Below are 24,040 nucleotides of genomic sequence, written 5' to 3'. Positions count from 1 at the left end.
CCCTTTCAAAGGGGGATTAGGGGGGATGGAGAGCGCGGGTCTTCTACCAACATTTAGATAAACATAGTTTCTTTGAGTAAGTCTGGTTTGGGAAATATTGAATTTAACTAACTTCCTTTGAAAGAAGAGGAAAGAGGAAAAAAGAAAGACAGTTCAGTTAAAATTTCCGGAATGATTTATTTCTCTCTCTCTTTTTTATAGAGACATTTAGTTTAACTTTCCACCAATTTTTTTGAACTTAGCTATCTTCAGTCGGTAGTGATTTATTTCCTCAACTAACTTTCTTTTTCCTTTTTACTCCTTCCTACTTTCTACTTCTTTCATTTAACTTTTAACGTTCTTCAATTACTTGGTCAATTAGACCATATTCTTTAGCTTCTTCAGCAGACATATAATAATCACGGTCAGTATCTTTTTCTATCTTTTCCAAAGATTGACCTGTACACTCTGCCAACATATTATTTAATTCCGATCTAACCCGTAAAATTTCCTTAGCTTCAATCTCAATATCCGTAGCTTGACCACGAGTACCTCCCATAGGTTGGTGAATCATAATTCTAGAGTTAGGTAAAGCTAGTCTTTTACCTTTAGTTCCAGCAGCTAATAAAAATGAACCCATTGAAGCTGCTAAACCTAAACAGATAGTAATGATATCTGCTTTGATATACTGCATAGTATCGTAAATTGCCAATCCTGCTGTTACAGAACCACCAGGAGAATTTATATAAAGATAAATAGGTTTATTCGGATCGTCAGAGTCCAAATACAACATATAAGCTACGATTCTATTAGCTAGTGCATCTGTGACTTCTTGGCCAAGAAAAACAATTCTTTCCTGACCAAGACGGGTATAAATATCTATCCACCTTTCATATTGACTACCAGGAAGACGATAAGGAACACTTGGAACACCTATAGGCATAATACTTTTTTTCCGTTTGATTTTATTGAGGACTTACTTCAGTTATCAGTTATCAGTTATCAGTTATCAGTTATCAGTACCTCCACCGAATAGGGAACGAAAATACTGAAGTTGATTTTTTTCATGCCCTTAAAAGGGGAGTCTTGAGACCTGATTTTCTAGTTAATATATTGTACTGGTAATGTAAGAATTCAGCTATTAGCACTCAGCTCTCAGCTTTTTAAAAAATGAAGCAAGAATCAGCTTTTACCGATACTTTTAATTCTTTTAAATCACGAAGATACCAATTCCTTCTTTCAAGATAATGAAATTGATAGCTGAATACTTACCTGATAATTATTTTCTACTTACCAAAAGTTGTTAATTTTCTTGATAACTTAAACAGTAGCAGGTAAAGGTTTTGGTAGTTCTTTTCTACTTGCCAAAACTTGATCTATTAGACCATATTCTTTAGCTATTTCTGGGGTCATATAGAGCATTCTATCTGTATCTTTAGCAATCTTTTCTACTGATTGACCTGTATTTTTAGACAGAATATTTAAAAAAGTTGTCTTATTAGCTAAAACCTCTTTTGCTCTAATCGAAATATCTGTTGCTTGACCTCTTGCTCCTGTTTTAGCTTGATTCAAAACGATGGTAGCATGAGGTAAACTTGCCCGAAATCCTTTTGTGCCTGCAGACAAAATCATTGCTGCTGTACCCATAGCTTGACCAATACATATTGTATGAATTGGTGGTTTGACATAACTCATGGTGTCACAAATAGCAAATGCTTCTGTTTCAAAACCAATTGCATCTCCTGTATACCAAGAAGTGCCTGTAGAATTGATATAAAAATAAATTGGTTTTTCGGGATTATCAAATTGTAAATAAAGTAGTTGAGCAATAATTAATTGGGTAACATCAATACCGACATTTCTTTTGACTTCATCTGATGAAAATAATGGTAATCCCAAATAAACGATTCGCTCTTTTAACATTAAAGATTCTAAGTCAGGGGGTGGCGTGCGAAAAGAGGAGTCTCCATAGTAAGTGCTTGTTTGAACTGCTTTGATTGGTGATTCCATGACTATAATTCCTAATAATGATTGTACTATCTTGTTATTATATTAGCGTGTTGTAATTTTATCTGAGCAAGTCTTTCTTTATAATGTAACCTTGATATTTATACCAAAAATAACTTTTTCTGTCTAGGTGTGGATTTTACGATAATTATTAGGCAAAAATAAACATGATTGATTTACAATTACTTGATTTTTTGACTAAATAGTTGATAAAAATATATAGCAATCCTCCGCATATTCGTGGCAAAAATGCTGCTTTATTTTTGGCATGGAGGTTTGGGACAATGGGCAATGGGTAAGAGTTTTGGAGTTTATTTCTAGTTTTTGAATTGTTACAACCTATTGAGGATTGCTATAGTCAAATGATGTTTCTGAATCATAAATCTCTCAACTAATCTCATAAATCAAGGGGTTAGAATTACTAAATCCTCAGAGCATTTATAAATTTTTATTATTATTGACTCTTATTATACTACTTACTCAATCAAATTAAGTTTTCGATCCATTAAGAGGAATAAGAAGTCTCAAATTTTTTAACTAACTGGCAGTTAAGAGATTTGATAATATCCCACATTAAGGGTATACAAAAAAATAAATTATCCAATTTTTGAAGTAGACATATTTGTTTTGCTGCCTAATTTCCCTACTCACTAAATTCAGAGTAATCATATATTTTTTTATTGGAAAATTCCGAATACATTTTTTGAAAATAAATTAGGCAAGTAATGGGATTAAATTAACACGAAAACTGTTCATTCTTCCCTATCCTTTATCCTTACAGAATACTTTTTTAGCAGACTCTAAATAATTGGCAGAGTATATTGCTTTTTTGTCTGAGTAAATATTTTGCTAAAATTATACCAAATTCATCCATAGATAGTTACAGTAAAATTTAGATAAAATTGTTAAGATATTTTCTGCTGACCAAGAAATAAAGTCTCAATTCTCATCTTGCAAAGGGATAAAAGAGATACTGATAACCGATAACTGATTGAGTAACCTAGTTTTTTGATAAAAATATCGAAATTTTTCCCTGTATTTGTGGAGATATATTTAAATAAGTAGTAGAAAAATTCCTAGTACATTTATGAAAGTTAATCTAAATTCAGCTCTCAACGATACTAATATTGATGCCTCTCAATCTTCATCTCAACGGCAAGTGGCCTTATCTATTTCGGCTATAACTGATGAATTAGAAAGGACTGTACCATTAAACCTCTGTTTAATTTTAGACCACAGTGGTTCTATGGAAGGAAAACCACTAGAAACAGTCAAACAAGCAGCAGGACAACTTGTGGAGAAATTGAAGTCAGGCGATCGCCTTTCGGTTGTTGCTTTTGATCATCGTGCTAAAGTAATTGTTAGTAATCAAATTATTAATGATTCTGCTAGTATTAAGCGTGAAATTAATAAGTTAAGAGCGTCTGGTGGTACTGCTATTGATGAAGGTTTAAAGTTAGGAATAGAAGAGTTAGGTAAGGGTCAAAAAGATTCTATTTCTCAGGCATTTATATTAACTGATGGAGAAAATGAACATGGAGATAATGACCGTTGTCTCAAGTTAGCAAAGTTGGCAACAGACTATAATTTAACTCTAAATTCTCTAGGATTTGGTGATGATTGGAATCAAGATATTTTGGAAAAAATTGCTGATGCTGGAGGGGGAACTCTTGCTTATATTCAACAACCAGAACAGGCAATAGAAGAATTTGGAAAATTATTTAATCGGATTCAATCTGTAGGACTTACTAACTCTTATTTACGATTTTCTTTAATGCCTAAAGTTAGGTTGGCAGAACTTAAACCTATTGCACAAGTGGCGCCAGATACTATTGAATTGCCAGTACAAAAAGAGGGTGATGAGTTTATGGTCAGACTGGGAGATTTAATGAAAGATGTCGAAAGAGTCGTTTTAGTTAATATTTATATTGGGCAATTACCAGAAGGAAAACAAACAATTGCTAAATTACAAATTCGTTATGATGACCCTGCTCAAAGTCAAGAAGGTTTACTTTCGGAATCGATTTTAGTTGAAGCTAATTTTATGCAAAAATACCAACCTCAAATTGACCCTCAAGTACAAAATCATATTTTAGCTTTAGCAAAATATAGGCAAACTCAAATAGCTGAAACAAAATTACAACAGGGCGACAGAGCAGGTGCAGCTACAATGTTACAAACAGCAGCTAAAACGGCATTACAAATGGGAGATACAGGGGCGGCAACTGTTTTACAAACCAGTGCTACTCGCTTACAAGATGGAGGAGAACTTTCAGAAGCAGACCGGAAAAAAACAAGAATTGTCTCTAAAACAATTTTAAAATAGAGAATACTTTCCTATTATTTTAGCCAGGGAATTTTTCCCTGGTTAATAACTAGATATCTTCATTTTCTATAACTACAAATCACAAACATTTTCATTTTCTAAAGCTCCTAAAAAACCGCGCGTCAAAGGATTTTCAGTTGCATCCTTTCAAAAATTCTGATATTATAAATGTTAGTGGGGTGTACTCGCCCCTACGCATGACTTATTATTCAACTAAATTTCCTAGCTCAGAGATAATCAAATATCTAGGAATTTTCCCCAGAAAGGATGCCAGAAAGCTTTCATCCTGTGAAGCTCCTCCCGTAAAAAAATGTCTGCTTGTTTTTCCTTGATCGAATCTTTCCATTTATCTCTTCTTAGTGAAAACCACCAACATTTGCATTTTCTAAAGCTCCTAAAAAAACGGCGCGTCAAAGGATTTTTAGTTGCATCCTCACCAAAATTCTGATATTATAAATGTTAGTGGGGTGTACTCGCCCCTACGCATGACTTATTATTCAACTAAATTCCCTAGCTCAGAGATCATAAAATATCTAGGAATTTTCCCCAGAAAGGATGTCAGAAAACTTTCATCCTGTGAAGCTCCTCCACAAAAAAAATGTCTGCTTGTTTTTCCTTGATCGAATCTTTCCATTTATCTCTTCTTAGTGAAAACCACCAACATTTGCATTTTCTAAAGCTCCTAAAAAAACGGCGCGTCAAAGGATTTTTAGTTGCATCCTTTCAAAAATTCTGATATTATAAATGTTAGTTGGGTGTACTCGCCCCTAAGCATGACTTATTATTCAACTAAATTTCCTAGCTCAGAGATAATCAAATATCTAGGAATTTTCCCCAGAAAGGATGCCAGAAAACTTTCATCCTGTGAAGCTCCTCCACAAAAAAAATGTCTGCTTGTTTTTCCTCGATCAAATCTTTCCATTTATCTCTGCTTAGTGAAAACCACCAACATTTGCATTTTCTAAAGCTCCTAAAAAAACGGCGCGTCAAAGGATTTTTAGTTGCATCCTTTCAAAAATTCTGATATTATAAATGTTAGTGTGGTTTACTCGCCCCTAAGCATGACTTATTATTCAACTAAATTTCCTAGCTCAGAGATAATCAAATATCTAGGAATTTTCCCCAGAAAGGATGCCAGAAAACTTTCATCCTGTGAAGCTCCTCCACAAAAAAAATGTCTGCTTGTTTTTCCTCGATCAAATCTTTCCATTTATCTCTTCTTAGCGGAAAAGCACAAACATTTTCATTTATTGTGGTTAGCTGAAAAATTTTATCTGTAAAACCAATTCCTAGAAATAATGCTATATTTCCTCATTTTCTCAAAACTTCAGTTATTAACTAATAAGTAGTAAGGTTCCATAATATTTTTAACAATTAGTAACCATTAAGCCAAAATCTATTATACCTAAAAACCCTACTCCTTAATCTCAATAATCTGTAGGCAGAATACACGAAATTTAGTATAAGTAAAAATATTTTCAAAACAAGTATGAATTGGATTATTTTACAAGGGAAACAATGGTTTCAAAACCTATCAAGAACATTAACAAATCCACTTTTTTATATTGGAGATAATCATCTTTCTATAAGTGCTATTGTCAGACTAATTCTATTAGGCGTAGTCGTATTAATTATTTCCCGTACCATTGGAATAGGAATCAAAAGATTATTGCTAACTCGTATGGGTTTAGACCGAGGTAGTAAAGAAGCGATCGCCACAGTTATTATTTATATAATTGCAACTTTAGGAATTTTAATTGTTTTACAAAGAGCAGGTATAGACTTAAGAACTCTTACTGTTTTAGCTGGTGTTTTAGGAATAGGAATTGGTTTTGGACTGCAAAATCTTGCAAGTAATTTTATCAGTGGTTTAACCCTATTATTTGAACAGCCAATTAAAGTAGGAGATTTTATTGAGGTAGACAATTTATTAGGTACAGTAGAAAGTATCTCTATTCGATCTACAACTGTGCGTACTCTTGATGGTATATTTGTAATTGTACCTAACATTAAATTTGTTGAAAATAATATTATTAACTGGAGTTACAAAGATCCGAAAAGTCGTCTGCATATTCCGGTTGGAGTTGCTTATGGTACAGATCCGGTGTTAGTAACAGAAGCATTATTAGATGTTGCTAGAACTGAAAGAAATATATTAAAAAATCCTTCTCCTAAAGTATGGTTTAAAGGTTTTGGTGATAGTTCTTTAGATTTTGAGTTATTAGTTTGGATCGATCATCCTCAAGATATCGATCCAATTACAAGTTCTTTAAATTTTTTGATTGAGCATGAATTTAATCAGCGAGATATAGTTATCCCTTTTCCCCAGAGAGATTTATGGTTAAAAAATCCACAAGATTTAAGTTGGTTATTTAATAATATTAATACTATCAATACAAGTGAAAGTGAAGTGTTTTTGCCAGATGGTATTTCTTCGGAGCAGAAACAGAATAGTATTCAACCTAAAAGTAAAAAATCAACACCAGTATCTCTTAGTAATTTGACTTTACGCGATTTACTTAAGAGAGTAACTTATTTTGAAAGTTTTAGCGACTTAAAGCTCCGACAATTAATAGAATATGGCTATAGACAATTATTCCCTAAAGGACAAATTGTATGTCAAGAAAATGATGTGGGATATTCTTTTTATATTATTCTTTCCGGTGCTGTTGAAGTTATTTCTGAAAAAAATTGTAAGTATATCGCCACTCTCCACGAAGGAGAATTTTTTGGAGAAATGTCTTTATTGTTAGGTTCTCCTCGTACAGCTACAGTAAAGACTGTCGAAGATTCAATTTTATTTGTAATAGAGCAACACGATTTACAAAGGTTCTTAGAAGAATCTCCAAGTTTAGCTGTTGATATTTCCCAAAAACTTTATGAACGTAGAGAAGAATTACGAGAGTTAGGATTATTAGATTTGAGTTCTTCTGAAGATACTCCCTTGACTCGAATTAGAAATAGGATTCAAACTCTTTTTGGTATTTAGATGGAACAGGGAACAGGGAACAGGGAACAGGGAACAGGGAATAGGGAATAGGGAACAGGGAATAGGTAGGAGTAATTGATAATTTATGGATAATAATTGGTTTTATTTTTGATTTTTGGTGAAGTCTATTTCATATAACTTCCAGCCATTACTAGAATTTTATATCAATTATCAAAAGTGACTGGAGACTTAATATATAGATGTATAATCATAAGAAAATTCAATTTCAGGAATGGTAAAAATAGAAATTTATAAGTCAGTTTGAGTATTTTCGAGAATTGATAAAGGGAATAGGGAATAGGTAGGAGTAATTGATAATTTATTGATAATTTATGGATAATAATTGGTTTTATTTTTTATTTTTGGAGAAGTCTATTTCATAGAACTTCCACCCATTACTAGAATTTTATATCAATTATAAAAAGTAAATGGAAACTTAATATATAGATGTACAATCATCAGAAAAGTCAATGTTAGTAAGGGTGCATCTCAATGCAAGAAGAAAGCCAAAAATTTATTGATGCATAGGGAACAGGGAACACTTAACTGGGAACAGCAGATTTGGGAATAGGAAAAAAGTATTTTGGCAAATATGAGATGCACCCGTTAGTAATGGTAAAAATAGAAATTTATAAGTCAGTTTAAGAATATATTTTAAAGGCATTATCTCTCTACCTACTTTCGATAATTTGTATCACTTATAAAAACTTATAAATATAGCAGTCAGCATTACCATTAAGAAATTTTCAAAGTTGTAAATTTAGTCTATGCTGCAAATTTAACTTCTGATACAAATTCACTTTAAGAATGCCACAAATAGTTTCAAACTTTAAATATAAAATCATTGCCTAAAACGATTGTATTGTCAAAGTTTTTAGCTTATAAAATCTTACTTTTTACTTTTGATTTCCATGAAACGGTATGACTTCAGCTAGACCTTTTATTTTATTGTTTTATTGCTGCTTGTGCTTCCTGACGCAATCTATCAGCAATTCTAAATAGTTCTTGACCTGTATGTAGATAAGAATCATCGTAATTTAGAGTAAATAATTCTAAATCTTCTATTCCATCGCTAACTTGATTTAAACAATAATATAAATGAGCTGCTACTCCAGCAAAATTAGATGGGTTTGGCTGAGAATTAAATAAGTTATGAGCTTTTTTAAGTAGATTTCGAGAAGTTTCTAAATAATCCTGAAAAGATTCAAGTAATTCGTCGTCAAATGGATCTGCAGCTAAATCATCAATTTCACTTTTTAGAGGTTTTAGTATTTGAATTATAATTTTGTTAACTGGTTTGTAGACATTATTTATCCATTTTTGCAAATCTTCGTCAACATTTTGCCTTCTTTTATGATGCTTCTGGTAATCTTGACTAATATTTCTATATCTCTGATAATTCTGATTAAGTTGGCGATCGTAAGATTTCCTTCGTTGAGGATCGCCTAATACTTCATAAGCTTCATTAATACTAATAATACGTTCATGGTTTGCTACTTCTGTATTTGTATCTGGGTGAAATAATTTAACTAAACGACGATATGCTTGTCTAATTTCTCCCTGAGTTGCAGTGGGATTAACATCTAAGGTTTTATAATAGTTGGAAGTTACCATTGAGCCATTTCTATTTAATAACTACAATAATAAATATAGCGACTATCATTGACATCCTCTCCCGACATAATCTTTGATTGATCGGGAGATTCTCAAAACTCACGCCTTGGGTTTTCTGCTTCTCAAACTGCCATCTAGACAAATCTTACGACTTGTCCCCAACCCATCGCCTCCACAGACATTTTCCACTCTGTAGGGACGTTACACATAACGTCCCTATCCACTCCCCCACCTCTTAAAAAGAATTTTTCAGCAAACCCTAAGTATCTAACCTACCGTGGCCATAGTTGGTTCTGCTTCTTGAAACAATGGGGTACTTAAATAACGCTCCCCAAAACTAGGCTGAATCATCACAATTAACTTCCCATCATTCTCTGGACGCTTACCCACTTCGATCGCCGCACAAAGAGCAGCTCCCGTAGAAATACCAGATAAAATACCTTCTTCCTTCGCTATACGACGGCCAAAAGCGATCGCCTCACTATCAGGAACCTGAATTATCTCATCAATAATCTTCGTATCCAAAACATCTGGCACAAAACCAGCTCCTATTCCCTGAATTTTATGTGGCCCTGGTTTTCCACCAGACAATACCGGACTATTAGAAGGTTCAACAGCGATCGCTTGAAACTCAGGCTTTCTTGCCTTAATAGTCTCTGCCACCCCGGTAACTGTCCCACCAGTACCAACGCCAGCCACCAGAATATCCACCTTACCATCTGTATCTTCCCATATTTCTAGCGCCGTAGTCTTGCTATGAATTTCTGGATTAGCTGGATTCTGAAATTGCTGTAACATATAATATGTTTTAGGAGTTGAATCCACAAGTTCTTGTGCTTTGGAAATAGCACCTTTCATACCGTCACTACCTGGAGTTAACACTAACTCTGCTCCATAAGCGCGTAACATAGCACGACGCTCCATACTCATTGTTTCTGGCATGGTCAAAATTAACTTGTAACCCCTAGCAGCAGCTACCATTGCCAAAGCAATACCTGTATTTCCAGAAGTTGGTTCAACCAAAGTTGTTTTTCCTGGTCCAATTAAACCTTCGCGCTCCGCTACATTAATCATATTTACACCAATACGATCTTTAACTGAAGCAGCAGGGTTCATGCCTTCTAGCTTTACTACTATTTTGGCTAAACAACCTTCTGTTTGAGGAATACGATTTAATTGTACTAGGGGAGTACGGCCTACTAATTCTGTAATATTATGAGCAATACGCATGATATATTTATCACTAATCTTAAGGTTTAGGGTTCTACGAATAATACTTATTTGAAAAAGGAATATGACAAATAAGATCCTACAAGTCTTTCTCAAAAAGTCTTGTACTTTGCAGGAATTATTCAAATTGGTGTAACATGATAGAAAATTATTACTTAATCGTAAGTATTCAGACCTCAACCATAAGCTTAATTGCCTTTATAGTCCAAATCACTCTTGAGAGACTTAGGTATAATTTTTCGATAGAAACCCAATATCTAGTTATGATTGCTTTAGTTTAGAGAGAAATTATGTACTGATTTTGACCAATCAATACATCTTTGCTTTTTCTTTATCTTTCTAAGATGATCTATCTTGCCGTTGCTATTAAGTTAATTTTAAATACAATAAATAATATACTAAGTGCATAAGCAAAATTAATTACCTATTTTGTTCCTAAATTATCAATCACTTTTTTGAGATATTTAAGTAAGCTGTTCGGTGTCATTCTTTCTCAAAACTTTCTAATTTCTGGATTGAAATCTCTAATAAATCTCATAATCTCATCAATATTTATTTGGCTTTTTTAGTATATATTCCTATTGCTAAATATGTGTAATTAATTTTGCACAACTACTCATTAGTATAATTTTTTTATTAAAACCAATACATTAAATTATTCACACTTTTAAACCACTCTAATTAGATAAGATGCTTAAATTTTTCATCATACCAATTTTTAGGGTGTTAAGGTACAGTTTAATATTAACTTCTTTTCTCTCCCCCATATTCCCTAAGTTCCTAAAACTTTATACCTTATCAACAAAAAAAACCTAAATTTTAGAATTATCTGTAGCTGTGGTAATCCTAAATAAAATAAACTTCGTAGTTATGTATATGTAGTGATTTCTTGTAGAGAAAGGCAGGACTTAACTGGTCAAAAAAATACTACTAATTAACAGGTTTTCAGGAAACAGTGTTTAGCAACTACTTAAATTTTGAGAGCGAACATTATTACTTCTACACTACTACCATAAATTTTCAATAATCGAATAATAGCTAGGATAAACTTAAAATTATTTCTATTTCAGTTGTTCAACTTCTGAGTGTTAACTTCTACCAAATAGCATATTTAACTGTATATAACTTAAGCAAAAAAATTCAGTTACTAAGATCAATCTTTGGTTTGAATAATATATTGATCTAGGCAAAAATTTGCTTTCTGGGTTCGGCGTTCATAAGTCCTATTCCATTAATTTATCAAACTAATTGGGTCTAAAACCCGATCAAGATCGGCGAAATATTTTTGGAGACTTGATCAAATCCCCATTACAAAGATAACTTCTGACTTCTGACTTCTGACTTCTGACTTCCTTAAAGGGTGGCAAATACCACCCTAACTTTTTCAACTAACCACTAGAACTGGAACGTAGTTCTGATAGTACCAATAATTAACTCATCATTATCATCATCTTGGTTAGCATTTGTAATTACAGTCACACCAGGAGTAATTGAAATGTGATCTGTAACTTGATATTTATAGAATGCTTCAAGATGCCATGACATATCTGTTCGCAATCCTGAAGCTAACCCATTAGGAACTTCTAAATCATTCAAGTAAGGTTCCCGGCCTACAACAATACCACCTAAACTACCTTCCTTAAATAAATCAGGGAAAGCAATAGTAGTTCCATAAGTCCATATTTCAAAATCACCTAAGCCAATTAGCTTCCCATCAAGATACATACCAAACCCATTAATGGTTACCCAATCAGCAGCTCGCCAAGACATTTCTACACCATAAGCATTAGTAGAAACTGACTTAGCAATATTAACTGAACCTGGTCGGCGGTCATTAAGTCCAGCATTTAGACCATACACACTATTAGCAATACCAGTTCCCACAAATCCACTGTTTAAACTACCACTATCACCTAGACCTGTAGCTGCACCATCATCAAATCCAAAGTTTCCTGGTCCAAAATAGCCTTTGTTGTAGGTAAGTCCAATTTGGAAATTTCTGATGGGAGTAAACGTTAGTTGCGCCAGTGCAGCATAATCTCCATTAAACAGACCTGCTCCTTCACGAGGATTCTCACCTTCTGCTGCTAAGTAGCCAAAAGATACAGCAAACGGACTATAGGTACAAGCATATTGGTCTTTACAACCAAAATCATACTCAACTCCAAGTCCTTTACCCCCCCCTAAACGATAGATGGGGTTCCTTTGACCAAAAGAACTGAGAGAACCACTTCCTCCATCAAAGTCTTCCATGTAAGGATTAAGTGTAGGAACAAAGTCGTACCAACTTACCTTATTAGCAGCAATAGTTACCCTGATGTTATCTCTGACAGGGAACTTGTAGAAAAGCTTATCTAACTGAACCGTATCATCTGTGCGGTCAAGAATATTAAAAGTTTGCTGTCCTTCAGACTCAGCTATTTTCTGGTTAAATGCTTGAGCATTGCCTGCTTGTAACCTAGTAAATAATAAGTCTTCACCAGAAAAGCTAGTATTGAAATTCAGACGTACTCTATATTGAAATACCGTTTGGTCTTCGTCCTGGACATTATCACTGAACGCTCCAAATCGCCCTTCGTCTTCAAAGTTATCAACAAGGGCAAAAATTATCTCACCTCTAAGTTTAGTAGTTGTGGAAAATTGATTGGCCTCCAATTCAGCAGCACGAGCTTCTAGAGCATCAACACGACCCCGGAGAATTGCTAATTCAGCAGAAAATTCTTCCTGTAACCTTTGCAGAATTGCTAAGTCTTCTCTAGTTACTGTATCTGCTATGGCTGCTTGTAAAAGTTCTGTAATTCTATCTAGGCAAGCATTAACACCAGCAGCAAATTCAAAACGAGTCAAGGCACGGTTGCCTCTGTAAGTACCATCTGGATATCCAACAATACATCCATAACGCTCAACTAAGGACTGTAGTGCTTGAAATGCCCAATCTGTAGGTTGAACATCAGAAAGTTGGGATACAGAAGTAACTTGTCCCTTTCGCCTCCGACTTCTCGTAATATTACGAAGACCTGGTTGACGAAGATTGCGACCTTCTCTACCATAGCGGTTAATTTGTCGTATGGTAGTTGCTGGTGTATTAGCAACAGAATTAGCCGAATTGGTTCCAGTAACTTGAGCTAATAGTTCAGTTCCCTGTGTATCTATTATATTTGTTGATAAATTTTCAGTTGTTGCAGCTTGAGGCTGAATAACTGTATTAGTTGGTTGACTGTCAATCGCCACAGCAGTTGAGGATGCAACAAGAGTTGCTCCTAAGACTGCTGGGCTAAATAGTAGACAATTCCAGAATATTTTTGACATTTTCCCCTCATCCTCACACCAATATTGCTTTATAAAGTTTTTGACATCCTCCCCGACCTAAAGGTACGGGGCTTCCTACCGAGCCGTAGCTCCTCGGTGAGTTGACCTTTCATTGGCTGCTGCACCCACCCCTCTTACTACCCTCCCAGGAGGGGATGGGGGTGGGTTACGCTTGCCTCCACGTCCGTTTTTTGTCTCAGAATGCCCTCCCGCGACTTATGAAGAATTCTTATAGACCCTTATCTGTGCCTTCAAGTTTAAGCTGCTCATTGAAAGATAAGCTTCCCTTGTTCAGCTCTCAACTGAAGGAGTTTCGACAAAGGTCTTCTTTTATACAGTATTTATGAGACTTGGCGGGTACATAACCAAGAATCTGTATAGCATCACCAGTTAAAGTAATGGCTGTTCCAGGTATTGTCTTGCTGATAAGAACAAGACGCCTAGTTTTGACATACTCCCGACGTTGCCCTTACGGGACAACGCGGGATTCTGAGCGTCTGGGAAACCCTGACCGCTGCGCATGACAGAGGTGATGTCCTCCCCCTGTTTTGACTTTTACAATAACAAAATGCTCCTAGCTTGTGTCTTGGGCAACATTCCTTTAGCTTATGAAGGTATCCGAATCCAGACCTAGGCTTTCATCCCGACGCTCCCCCTCCCCCCTATGCACGGGGGGTTAGGGGGGATGGAGAGCGCGGGACTTCCCGCCAGGAAAGTTAAATTTGTGGGTTACAAAACCTACTCCAATTTTTGATCGGAGTCCAGATATATCTTTCTAGAATCAGGTTGGCTTCCAGCAATATTAAAATAATTCCCACCCTAGAACAAATTTTGATATTTGTTCGACTTTTTTATAGCACAAACAGAATCTTTTATGACCTTTACTACAAATTTTTTAGATTTTTTACATTAAGATTTTAGCTATACCACTCAACTAAAGTTACTCAAAGGTCTGAAAGTCTAGTCAAACGCGAGTGGATCAAGCACCACATAGTTAAACCGCAAACCCTTTATCCTTGGTCAAAGAGAGCAGGAATTACTTTTGAATAATATTCCAAGCTGATCGCTATAAAAGCAACAGCCTGTCCATATAAATAAGTTAAGTAGATGATTGACAGACTATCACAATTTTTTTGTATCAACAACCTTTTTTCAAAATTTTTAAGACCTTGATGTGGAGAGCTAGGGAATAGGGGAGTGGGTAGGGACGTTGCATAACAAAAACGTCCGTACGGGAGTAATTTTTATGCCCAATTCTTACCCAAAATGCTAAACTTTCTGAGAGTTTTCAACTGAAAACGAAGCATTTTTTAAGGGCTTAAAAATGTTGAAGTCCTTATCTGTAAATGCTTTAATATTTAATCAGCAATCCCTACTTAATTCCTTAAAAAAATGTAATATACTTTTTCTCCTCAAAAAGCCTCTCCAAAACTCAAGCATAACGAGTCTATTTTGTCAAGTGATTTGTTAAAAAAGATGCGTCTCAAGTATAGCTCTAAAAGGGAGATATAATTATCCATTATCCATTAATGAATATGTCCTAGTATCGAGTATACTTGCTTTTGTTCAAATAGTTCCAAGAAATGGCTGTTAATTTTATTCTGGGCTGCTTCAGAACGCATAATTCCGAGAGCAACTTCTACAGGTAAGCCTTGTTTATATGGGCGATCGCCAGCCGTTAAAGCATCGTATATATCTGCGATAACTATTATCTGAGTTTGAATAGAAATTTCATTTTCCTTTAGTCCCCTAGGATAACCACTACCGTCCAACTTCTCATGGTGTCCATAAGCAATTTCTGGTATCTTCTGTAGATTTTTTGTCCAGGGAATCTGCTTTAAAAATTTGTAAGAATCTGTTACATGAGCCTCAATTGCTTGTCGTTCTATAGGAGTCAAGTTGCCCCTAGGAACTGTAAGTTGAGCCATTTCATCTGGTGTAATCAAAGGTTTAATTTGACCATCTACATCTTTGTAGGTATAAAGTGATATTTCCTGTAGTTGCTTCAGTGGTTCTTCTGCTAGAACTGTAGGCTCGTTAGCTGTTAGTATTGTTTGCCAATAGTTGTTTAACTGACCAATTGCTGTTTCTAGTTCTAAATCTAAATTTTGAATTTTTTCGCACAAAGGACAATTTTCTTGAGTATGTAGTTGAGATATACCTGATAAATGTTCAAGTAAATATTTGTACTTAGTTTGAGCCGATTCCATTTCTAAAGTACGTTGGGCTACAGAAAATCTTTGTTGGATTAGCTCTAATTGTTCTTGATATAATTTTTTGCGTTTTGTTAAAATAGCCTCTGGCACACCTATTTTACCAAAATCATGTAACAGGGCTGCATAACGGATTTCTTTAATTTGCTGATTACTAAAATATATCGGCGATAATACTCCATTAGTAATCATATTTACTTCTTCACACAGTCCTACAGTTAATTTGGCTACTCGCTCTGAATGACCTGATGTGCAATGATCTCTTGCTTCTATCGCTTGTACTGATGCTTTGACAAAACCCTCAAATAAATTTTCTATATTTTCTTGTAGATAATTTCTCTCTATAGATATAGCAGCTTGAGAAGCTAGAGAAATTAATATTCTCTCTTCCCATTTTGAATATGGCTGAGTTAATTCTTTGGCATTTTCTTTTGTTAGTACAACATTAGATTCAACCTTACGATTAATTAGCTGAAGCACTCCAATAATTTCCTGATGTCGGTTTTGTATTGGTAAAATTAAGACTGAACAAGTACGATAACCTATTTTATTATCAAAACTTTTATCAAACTTATAGGGAGTATTATCAGGAAGATTGTAAACATCAAGTAAATTTAAAGTTTGACCAGTTAATGCAACATACCCAGTCAAACTTTCATCTGTCATAGCTAATCGTAGTTCCTGAAAAGCTAGTTCGGGAAAAGAATCATTTTGGGCTGCCTTAAACAGTAACTTCTTTTGTTTATTATCTACTTCATCTACTAAATAAATACTACCCGCATCACTACAAGTTATTTCCCGACTTTTGGATAATATCAAATTTAATAATTCACCCAAATTATGAGTGTCAGACAAAGCTACACCAATATCTAGTAGCTGCTCTATTAATAATTCTGTGGTTTCAGTAGGTTCTTGTAACCACTTAAGCATATTTATCTGGAGCATAGTTTAGGCTTAGTCAATAGCCTTGACCTTAAATTAACTTAGTTATTAATTAATATAGTAGTTTTTAATAGTTTTCGCAATGAAAGTATACTCAGAAAAAATTATTTTAAACTAAAGAATATTAACTTTCTGGATTTTAACTAATTAACTTTTCATTGGGAGCTGCTCAATAAATAATGAATCTATAGATATTCTTATAATTAGGGCTTGCTGAATAAATATATCAAGCTGATCAACTAAAGATTTGAGCGATTATCTGTGTGAAAAAACTGCCAGTTTTTTGCTCTCGTGAGCTACAAAAAGCAAGGATGAGGAGAAAATAAAACGGGAAGTTTTGAGAAATAATTGTTCCAATTAGATTCTTTAAATCCACCATTTCTACTGACTACTGACTACTGACTACTAGAAACAGCAAGAAGACTTTTTCAGCAAACCCTAATTAGAGGTTTAAAAAGTGTAAAAAAAAGTCATTAAATCAATATCAAAAACCAGGTATTTGTTTCTCACCTGAGTGGATAAATGCAGAAAATTAACAGTCAAACATTGCCCATTCCCTATTCTCTATTTATGGTACTCACTCATAACATTTTTTCAAAAAGTTCTAATAAAAAAAACAGATAAGAAAAAATACTTTTTAGTTATCTAACATTTGTGTCTAAAGCATTTTTCATTTAAGGAAAACAGCTTTCATAAGCGTAAAAATATATCTAAATGTATAGATAGTAAATCGGTGATGTGAGAGAATTTTTCATCAATAGTTAGGAAATCATCAAATTTATTCTACTCATCTAACAGTAATTGAAAAAAAGCTGATTTAATCAGAATAATTAGCCTATTTAAGAAGAGTTAATTCGTTCAAATAACTAAATTGAGTAATCTTTTCCCATTTTCCACCTCTACATTACTCAAACCTACCCAGAGCTAACTAACTTATTAATTTTTGAAACAACCCTCCCTTTCGGGGGATTTTATATTATACTTACCTATAAAAATATTATTAGCTAAGTAGTTTAAGAACTAAAAAAGGTTCTTTCATTAATAGATAATTACCTCTTCCTTTTAGGGAGAGGATTGACTAAAAGGAAAAAAAATAAATTTTTTCGCGCTTTAAAGGGGAGACTTTAAAGGGAAATCATTATTTTGATATGACCTAATCTAAAAAAGTTATTACCCAAAAATCAAGGTATAATTTTTGAGTCAAATAGGGATTAGAGATATCGGGAAATGGTGATACAGAAAAATACTAAGAACTTTTCCTTACTCCAATTTTAGTTATAATCTTTAAGTCAAACTTGGTTTCACGCCTAATCTTGATTCAGAAAATATTCTTGAGTTTCTCTCCTATAGCACCCTGAAAAAACCTTGCTATACCATTTATTCTATAATTACTATTACTACTACCTAAAATATTTCCCTGTAGATTTTTAAAGTTAGACTAACCTAAGCTAGATATTGTTTGAGCCATACTAAAATCTTTTTCTGTTAAGCCACCAGCATCATGGGTTGTTAATATAACTGTCACTTGATTGTAGGATACTTCCAAATCTGGATGATGTTGTGATGCTTCAGCAGGAGCTACTAATTTATTCACAAAAGCAATCGCTTCAACAAAATCTTTAAATATTTTTATACACTTAAGCTTGTTACCTTCTAATTTCCAATCTGATAGTTGAGTGGTACGTTGATTAATTTCTTCTACAGTTAGTAATTCAGTCATTGAACTATTCCTAAAATTGCTCAAAAAACTATCCGCTCTTATCTCGGATAGTGTTTTAGTAAATACCTAAGCACTAATTTTAGACAAGAGCGGTCTAGAGGATCACACTAATTGGAATCTGACTGCCGGGCGGAACCCTAGGTCAGCCTAATTAAGGTTAATTTTATAGTTCCTAGGGAGGAACAAAGACTAACTACTAGAGAGCAGCCCCGGCGCACAGCCGATATTTTCCAATCAGGTGACCCATGCGTTTACTACTATCTGGCATAGGCATCACCTCCTTTTTTCCCTAAGCGGTTTTTTTACTTTATTTACGTTTATTATATTAGCACAAAAATTTTAGAATGCAATTGTCTGGTTAATTTTTTTTGAAGCTATGCCAATGTTCAGTCCAGTTGTGTAAACAAGAGCCTGAAAGAGGCCGATGTTCTGAAACAGAAACCTAAATCGTGAGGTTTAGATTTCTTATGCTATTTCGAGCATAGCAGCGTCGGGAAATCTCAAGAATCAATAATTGTCCTCAAAACTTTACCGAAAAATTTTGGTATTAAGCCTCCCCTTGGATAGGGGATAATAAATAAAAATTTTCATGATTAGTCAATCCTATCCGTTTTCAAGGAGAGGTCATTTCAGTTATCAGTTATCAGTTATCAGTTATCAGTTATCAGTTATCAGTGAACCTCCGACTAAAATCAAAGACTTGAAATACTGAATTAAATATTTCTCTTGGTCGATTGGATATGGCGAGGAAACCTCGCCATCCCTCGACCGCTTTTTCATCCCCTATCCAAGGGGAGGCTTTAGACCTAATTTTTTGGTAATTATTAATTATTAATTATTAATTATTAATTTTTGAATCATACCTCCCTCTATGGATTTTTGACAAATCCTGTATGGATGGCTTTTTGGACAAAAAAAATAGCTCCTACACATTCATGTAGGAACTATTCATTAAAGGATAAGTATTAAACTTATTCTGTGATAAATTATGGTATATTACAGAGCATTACCACGAGGTAATACTTCTTCAGGGAAGATAAAGTTTTGATGTGGCTGATCTGCAGGAGACATCCAAGCTCGGATACCCTCGTTCAGCAAAATGTTTTTGGTATAAAATGTTTCAAACTCTGGGTCTTCTGCTGCCCGTAACTCTTGAGATACGAAGTCATAAGCTCGTAGGTTAAATGCTAAACCTATGATACCTATGGAACTCATCCACAATCCTGTTACTGGTACAAACAACATGAAGAAGTGTAACCAACGCTTGTTGGAAAATGCAATACCGAAGATTTGAGACCAGAAACGATTAGCTGTCACCATGGAATATGTTTCTTCGGATTGAGTAGGCTCAAATGCGCGGAAGGTATTTGCTGCCTCTCCATCTTGGAAAAGTGTATTTTCTACCGTAGCACCATGAATAGCACACAAAAGTGCACCACCCAATATTCCTGCTACACCCATCATGTGGAATGGGTTGAGTGTCCAGTTATGGAATCCTTGTAAAAATAGGATGAATCGGAAGATACCAGCAACACCGAAACTAGGTCCAAAGAACCAGCTTGATTGACCCAATGGGTACATTAAGAATACACTCACAAATACAGCAATTGGTCCTGTGAAGGCAATAGCGTTATAAGGACGTATTCCAACCAAACGGGCAATTTCAATCTGACGTAGGCAGAAACCAATGAGAGAAAATGCACCGTGTAAGGCAACGAATGACCAAAGGCCGCCGATTTGACACCAACGGGCAAAATCCCACTGAGCTTCTGGACCCCAGAGGAATAGTAGGGAATGTCCCATGCTATAAGCTGGACTGCTAACTGCAACAGTTAGAAAATTACAGCCTTCTAAGTAAGAACTGGCTAAACCATGAGTATACCAGGAAGTTACAAAGGTAGTACCAGTTAACCATCCTCCTATGGCCAGGAATGCACAAGGGAACAATAGTATACCTGACCAACCAACGAATACAAAGCGATCGCGTTTGAGCCAGTCATCAAGGACATCGAATGGTCCTCTTTGAGTTTGTGGGCGTCCGACTGCTGCAGTCATTACGGAATTCTCCAAATAATTATGATAACTACGGTTAATGTTTTTTCTCCACCATAATATAGTTATGACGTTCTGCTAAAGCAGAATATGAGAGCTTTTATCAAAATTGTTTAATTTTGTTACCGTGATTCTCATTATAAAGGTAATTTTCAATTGGGGCAACCAGAAAAATAAGTTTTTTCGGACATTATTTTGTTAGATTTTAGATTTTCAAGTAGCAATCTCAATGTCGCAATACAATCTCTCTTGGAAAAATAACTTCTATTTAAAGTACAACGGAACTGTAGCCAGGATAAATAATTGTACAATTCACTGAGTGGGTCATATTGGTGTAAAAACGTATATTCACAGGACTTACGCAGAAGCACCATATCTAGTAGGGGCGATTCACAAATAGCCCCTACAGGTGGTGTACAATTTGATATGCGTGCGTAAGTCCTGATTCAGAGCATTAACTTAATCAAGGAATTAAGATGTATTTTTCATCATAAAATTTATCTCAACGTTGGTTGAAGACCCGCGCTCTCCCGTAGGGGAGCTAGGGCCTGAAAACCAATCAATAAGAGTGGTTTTACAGATAAGCATGTTAAAATGCAAATGTTACTTAACCAAAAACCAAGGTTAAGACTACTATCACTTTTTAATCAAGTCGCCGAGGGGCACTCGGAGACTTAAAACGGACACGGAGGAAGCGTTAGACTGGTAAGCCAGCATTTTCCAGCGAGGTGTCAACCCTCCCTGAGTCGTTCAGTCAGCTTAGTCTGTTTGATTGGTGGATGGGAATCCCTTGCTGTCTCGCAGAGCAGCGTCGGGAGGATGTCAAGAAGTAGGTAAACAGTTTTTGAACCAATAAGCTCTATATGCAAGGTTGGAAATTTATCGTTATACTGCTTGCGGTTAAAATGGGATAAAATTGCCCTTCAAGCTCACTAAATTAAAAAATGTTCACTATTGACATCATTGTGAAGTACACCCCCGTGCCATTTTCAGTACAACGTAAGTCCGCTGAGGACGCTGAGGCTGTTTATCAACAAATTGTTGAGTCTATTCGTTCTGGAAACCCTCAACTTTTAGAACTTACTTGTGAGAAAATGCCAGAGAAAAAAATTGCTGTAGTAATCAGTGAAGTTTCTGGTGTTCAAATTTCCCAAAAATCTGGTGCTACTGCTACTGGTAGGCCACCAGGTTTTGTCGCTCTGACCCAATGAAGCCAAAGGATAAAACTATTAAAGTTACTAATCCAGCAATTTTAGTAGAGGATATTTGTTTTAATTGGCCTAACGGTAGCCAAGTATTACGCTCTTGTTCTCTAAAAGTACCCAAGGGAGAGTTTTGGATGCTCTTGGGTACTAATGGCAGTGGTAAATCAACTCTATTAAGATTATTAGCCCAACTTTTGTCTCCTCAGTCTGGAACAATTCATTTTGAAGGACAAATAGGGTTTGTTTTCCAAAATCCTGACCATCAACTTGTGATGCCTACAGTAGGAGCAGATGTCGCTTTTGGGTTAGTTGAGGAGAGATTGTCTCAACCTCAAATTCGTCATCGGGTAGAAGATGCTTTAAGTGCCGTAAATTTATTAGAATTACAACGGCGACCAATATATGCTTTGAGCGGGGGACAAAAACAAAGAATTGCTATTGCTGGTGCTATTGCCCGCAACTGCGATATTTTACTTTTGGATGAACCTACAGCTTTACTCGATCCAGATAGTCAATTAGATTTGGTGAGTCAAGTTCAAAGTTTGGTGAAAAAGCGAGGTATTACTGCTCTGTGGGTTACTCATCGCTTAAATGAGTTGGATTATTCTGATGGAGCATTTCTACTAGATAAAGGCCAAGTAGTAGACCAAGGCCATCCTGAACTTTTGAAACAACGTTTAATTAAAAATTCATATTGAATCATCCCCTCTAGACTAAGCCTTTAAGTTTAAACTTTAGGAAGTTAGAAATATAAGATGTGGATGATTTTGGGTAAATACAATTAATTAGGTAAGCCAAATTAATTGTATATTTTGATGGTCTGATAAAATAGCTAGAAAAAATTATTTTTACCAAAAAACGAGGTCTAAAGCCTCCCCTTTTAAGAGGATGAAAAAAATATTTAATTCAGTATTTCAAACCTCCGACTTCAATCGGAGGTTGACTGATAACTGATAACTGATAACTGAAATGACCACTGCTCTATATTTTTTATTCCCTACTTTCTACTTACCAATGTTCAATTAATTTTTAAAAGGTTGACAAACAGTTTTTGATTAGCTTATATATACTCATATAAGTTCACAAAAACTATATGAGTTATGTGAACCTTAGAAAAGCAGTAGAAATACTTGGCTTACATCCTAAATAAAAAAAACGGAAATAGGTCGATGAGGGCAAAATCAAAATCATCAAAAACGAAGGATGGCCAAGATTGTCTGACACAAAGTCCTACATAATGGGTGCAGCTAGAGCTTCCACTGTTTGCTACTGCCGAGTCTCATCAGCAAAACAAAGAGACCACCTCAATAGACTTGTTGAGTTCATGCAAAGCCAGTACCCAGGACCTGAAGTCATCAAAGACATCGGTAGGGGACTCAACTTTAAAAGAAAAGGTCTTAGAGCCATACTGGACAGAATCTTGCCAAGAGATCAGCTCCAAATTATTGTTGCCTGTAGGGACAGACTCACGAGATTTGGATTCGAGCTTATACAGTGTTTGGTCCAACAAAACGGTGGAGAAATCCTGGTTCTCAACCACACTCTACACTGCCCAGAATCATAAATCCACCCTTCTAGCCCCCCTCCCAGGAAGGGATGGGGGTGGGTCTGTGTCATCCATATTTTCTCCTGTAGAATCCACGGACTTAGAAAGTCCTTTTCAAAAATCAAAGAAGATTCGGATTTACCTCAACCGGGAACAAAGACAACTACTTAGACAATGGATAGGTGTTGCTAGATTTACCTATAACCGCACTGTTGAATATCTTCAGCAACCTGATACCAAAGCTAACTGGAAAGCAATTAAAGGAGAGATTTTAAGGAATCTTCCTGAATGGGCTAAACCTGTTCCTGATCAGATTAAATCTATTGCTGTTCGTGATGCTTGTAATTCAGTCAAAGAAGCAAAAATTAAATATTCTCAGACTGGCCAATTTCAACAAGTCAAGTTTAAATCTAGAAAGAATCCAATACAATCAAGCTATATTCCTAAATCAGCAGTTTCGGCCAAGGGTGTTTATTACACAAAGTTAGGAGAAATTAAATTTTCTGAATCACTACCAGAAGATTTTGGAGATTGTAGGCTAGTTGTGGAGCGAGGACAATGTTATCTTTGTTTGCCAGTGAAGAGCACAAAATATCCAGTTGAAAATCAAAACCGGATTGTGGCTTTAGATCCAGGCGTCAGAAACTTTTTAACGTTATTCTCTGAAAATAGTTTTGGTTGGATAGGTTCTGGTGATATCGGAAGAATCCAGCGACTCTGCTATCATTTGGATGATTTAATTTCCAGACTAACCAAAGCTAAATCTAAAACCAAACAACGTATGAAAAAAGCAGCTAATCGACTAAGGTTAAAAATTAGAAACCTAGTAGATGAATTGCACCACAAAACAGCTTTATTTTTAGTTAAAAACTTTGATGTAATTTTGCTTCCTACTTTTGAAGTATCTC

14 protein-coding genes are annotated in these 24,040 nt (G+C 35.2%); 6 read left to right on the top strand and 8 right to left on the bottom strand.

All coding sequences use genetic code 11. The features are described 5' to 3' along the window. Window positions 1-331: 331 nt before the first annotated feature. Both F6K40_RS18410 and F6K40_RS18405 read right to left on the bottom strand, forming a co-directional pair. Window positions 332-922 carry an ATP-dependent Clp protease proteolytic subunit gene (locus F6K40_RS18410; RefSeq protein ID WP_293138375.1) on the bottom strand — a complete coding sequence of 197 codons (591 nt, stop codon included), beginning with the start codon at window positions 920-922 and terminating at the stop codon, window positions 332-334. A gap of 377 nt (window positions 923-1,299) precedes the next feature. Continuing rightward, window positions 1,300-1,989, bottom strand: a complete 690-nt coding sequence (locus F6K40_RS18405) for an ATP-dependent Clp protease proteolytic subunit (RefSeq protein WP_293138373.1) — start codon at window positions 1,987-1,989, stop codon at window positions 1,300-1,302. Window positions 1,990-3,073: 1,084 nt separating this feature from the next. Here F6K40_RS18405 and F6K40_RS18400 point away from each other — a divergent pair. Together F6K40_RS18400 and F6K40_RS18395 are read left to right on the top strand one after the other, a co-directional pair. Then, window positions 3,074-4,312 (top strand): vWA domain-containing protein, encoded by a 1,239-nt coding sequence (locus F6K40_RS18400; protein ID WP_293138371.1) that lies wholly within the window; start codon window positions 3,074-3,076, stop codon window positions 4,310-4,312. 1,489 nt (window positions 4,313-5,801) lie between these two features. Beyond that, window positions 5,802-7,301 (top strand): mechanosensitive ion channel domain-containing protein, encoded by a 1,500-nt coding sequence (locus tag F6K40_RS18395; RefSeq protein ID WP_293138369.1) that lies wholly within the window; start codon window positions 5,802-5,804, stop codon window positions 7,299-7,301. A 945-nt stretch (window positions 7,302-8,246) separates the two neighbouring features. Here the strand turns inward: F6K40_RS18395 and F6K40_RS18390 are convergent. The 6 genes from F6K40_RS18390 to psbD form a co-directional block, all read right to left on the bottom strand. Next, window positions 8,247-8,915, bottom strand: a complete 669-nt coding sequence (locus F6K40_RS18390; RefSeq protein WP_293138367.1) for a J domain-containing protein — start codon at window positions 8,913-8,915, stop codon at window positions 8,247-8,249. Between the two features lie 267 nt (window positions 8,916-9,182). Then, window positions 9,183-10,145, bottom strand: coding sequence for a cysteine synthase A (gene cysK, locus F6K40_RS18385; protein WP_293138365.1), 963 nt, complete (start codon window positions 10,143-10,145; stop codon window positions 9,183-9,185). 1,395 nt (window positions 10,146-11,540) lie between these two features. Further along, on the bottom strand, window positions 11,541-13,454 hold the full coding sequence (locus F6K40_RS18380) for an iron uptake porin (RefSeq protein WP_293138363.1): 1,914 nt from the start codon (window positions 13,452-13,454) through the stop codon (window positions 11,541-11,543). A 1,526-nt stretch (window positions 13,455-14,980) separates the two neighbouring features. Then, a complete protein-coding gene (locus tag F6K40_RS18375) occupies window positions 14,981-16,612 on the bottom strand; it encodes an HD family phosphohydrolase (RefSeq protein ID WP_293138361.1) in 1,632 nt (543 codons plus the stop codon). A gap of 1,435 nt (window positions 16,613-18,047) precedes the next feature. Beyond that, window positions 18,048-18,329, bottom strand: coding sequence for a 4a-hydroxytetrahydrobiopterin dehydratase (locus F6K40_RS18370; protein ID WP_293138359.1), 282 nt, complete (start codon window positions 18,327-18,329; stop codon window positions 18,048-18,050). A gap of 996 nt (window positions 18,330-19,325) precedes the next feature. Continuing rightward, entirely contained in the window at window positions 19,326-20,384 is a 1,059-nt protein-coding gene (gene psbD, locus F6K40_RS18365; RefSeq protein ID WP_293138357.1) for a photosystem II D2 protein (photosystem q(a) protein), read from the bottom strand. 941 nt (window positions 20,385-21,325) lie between these two features. Between psbD and F6K40_RS18360 the strand changes: the two genes are divergently transcribed. The 4 genes from F6K40_RS18360 to F6K40_RS18345 all read left to right on the top strand — a co-directional run. Further along, window positions 21,326-21,592 carry a UPF0367 protein family gene (locus F6K40_RS18360; protein ID WP_293138355.1) on the top strand — a complete coding sequence of 89 codons (267 nt, stop codon included), beginning with the start codon at window positions 21,326-21,328 and terminating at the stop codon, window positions 21,590-21,592. Then, window positions 21,589-22,284, top strand: coding sequence for an energy-coupling factor ABC transporter ATP-binding protein (locus tag F6K40_RS18355; protein WP_293138353.1), 696 nt, complete (start codon window positions 21,589-21,591; stop codon window positions 22,282-22,284). Before F6K40_RS18360 ends, F6K40_RS18355 begins: the two co-directional genes overlap by 4 nt. 539 nt (window positions 22,285-22,823) lie before the next feature. Further along, window positions 22,824-23,150: a recombinase family protein gene (locus tag F6K40_RS18350; protein WP_293138395.1), complete on the top strand. Its 327-nt coding sequence runs from the start codon at window positions 22,824-22,826 to the stop codon at window positions 23,148-23,150. A gap of 46 nt (window positions 23,151-23,196) precedes the next feature. After that, window positions 23,197-24,040: helix-turn-helix domain-containing protein (locus F6K40_RS18345; protein WP_293138351.1), on the top strand; the 844-nt coding region annotated here is incomplete at its 3' end.

The organism is Okeania sp. SIO3I5 (genome assembly GCF_010672085.1).
Taxonomy (GTDB): Bacteria; Cyanobacteriota; Cyanobacteriia; order Cyanobacteriales; family Microcoleaceae; genus Trichodesmium.
This window is presented reverse-complemented; position numbering and strand designations above follow the sequence as displayed.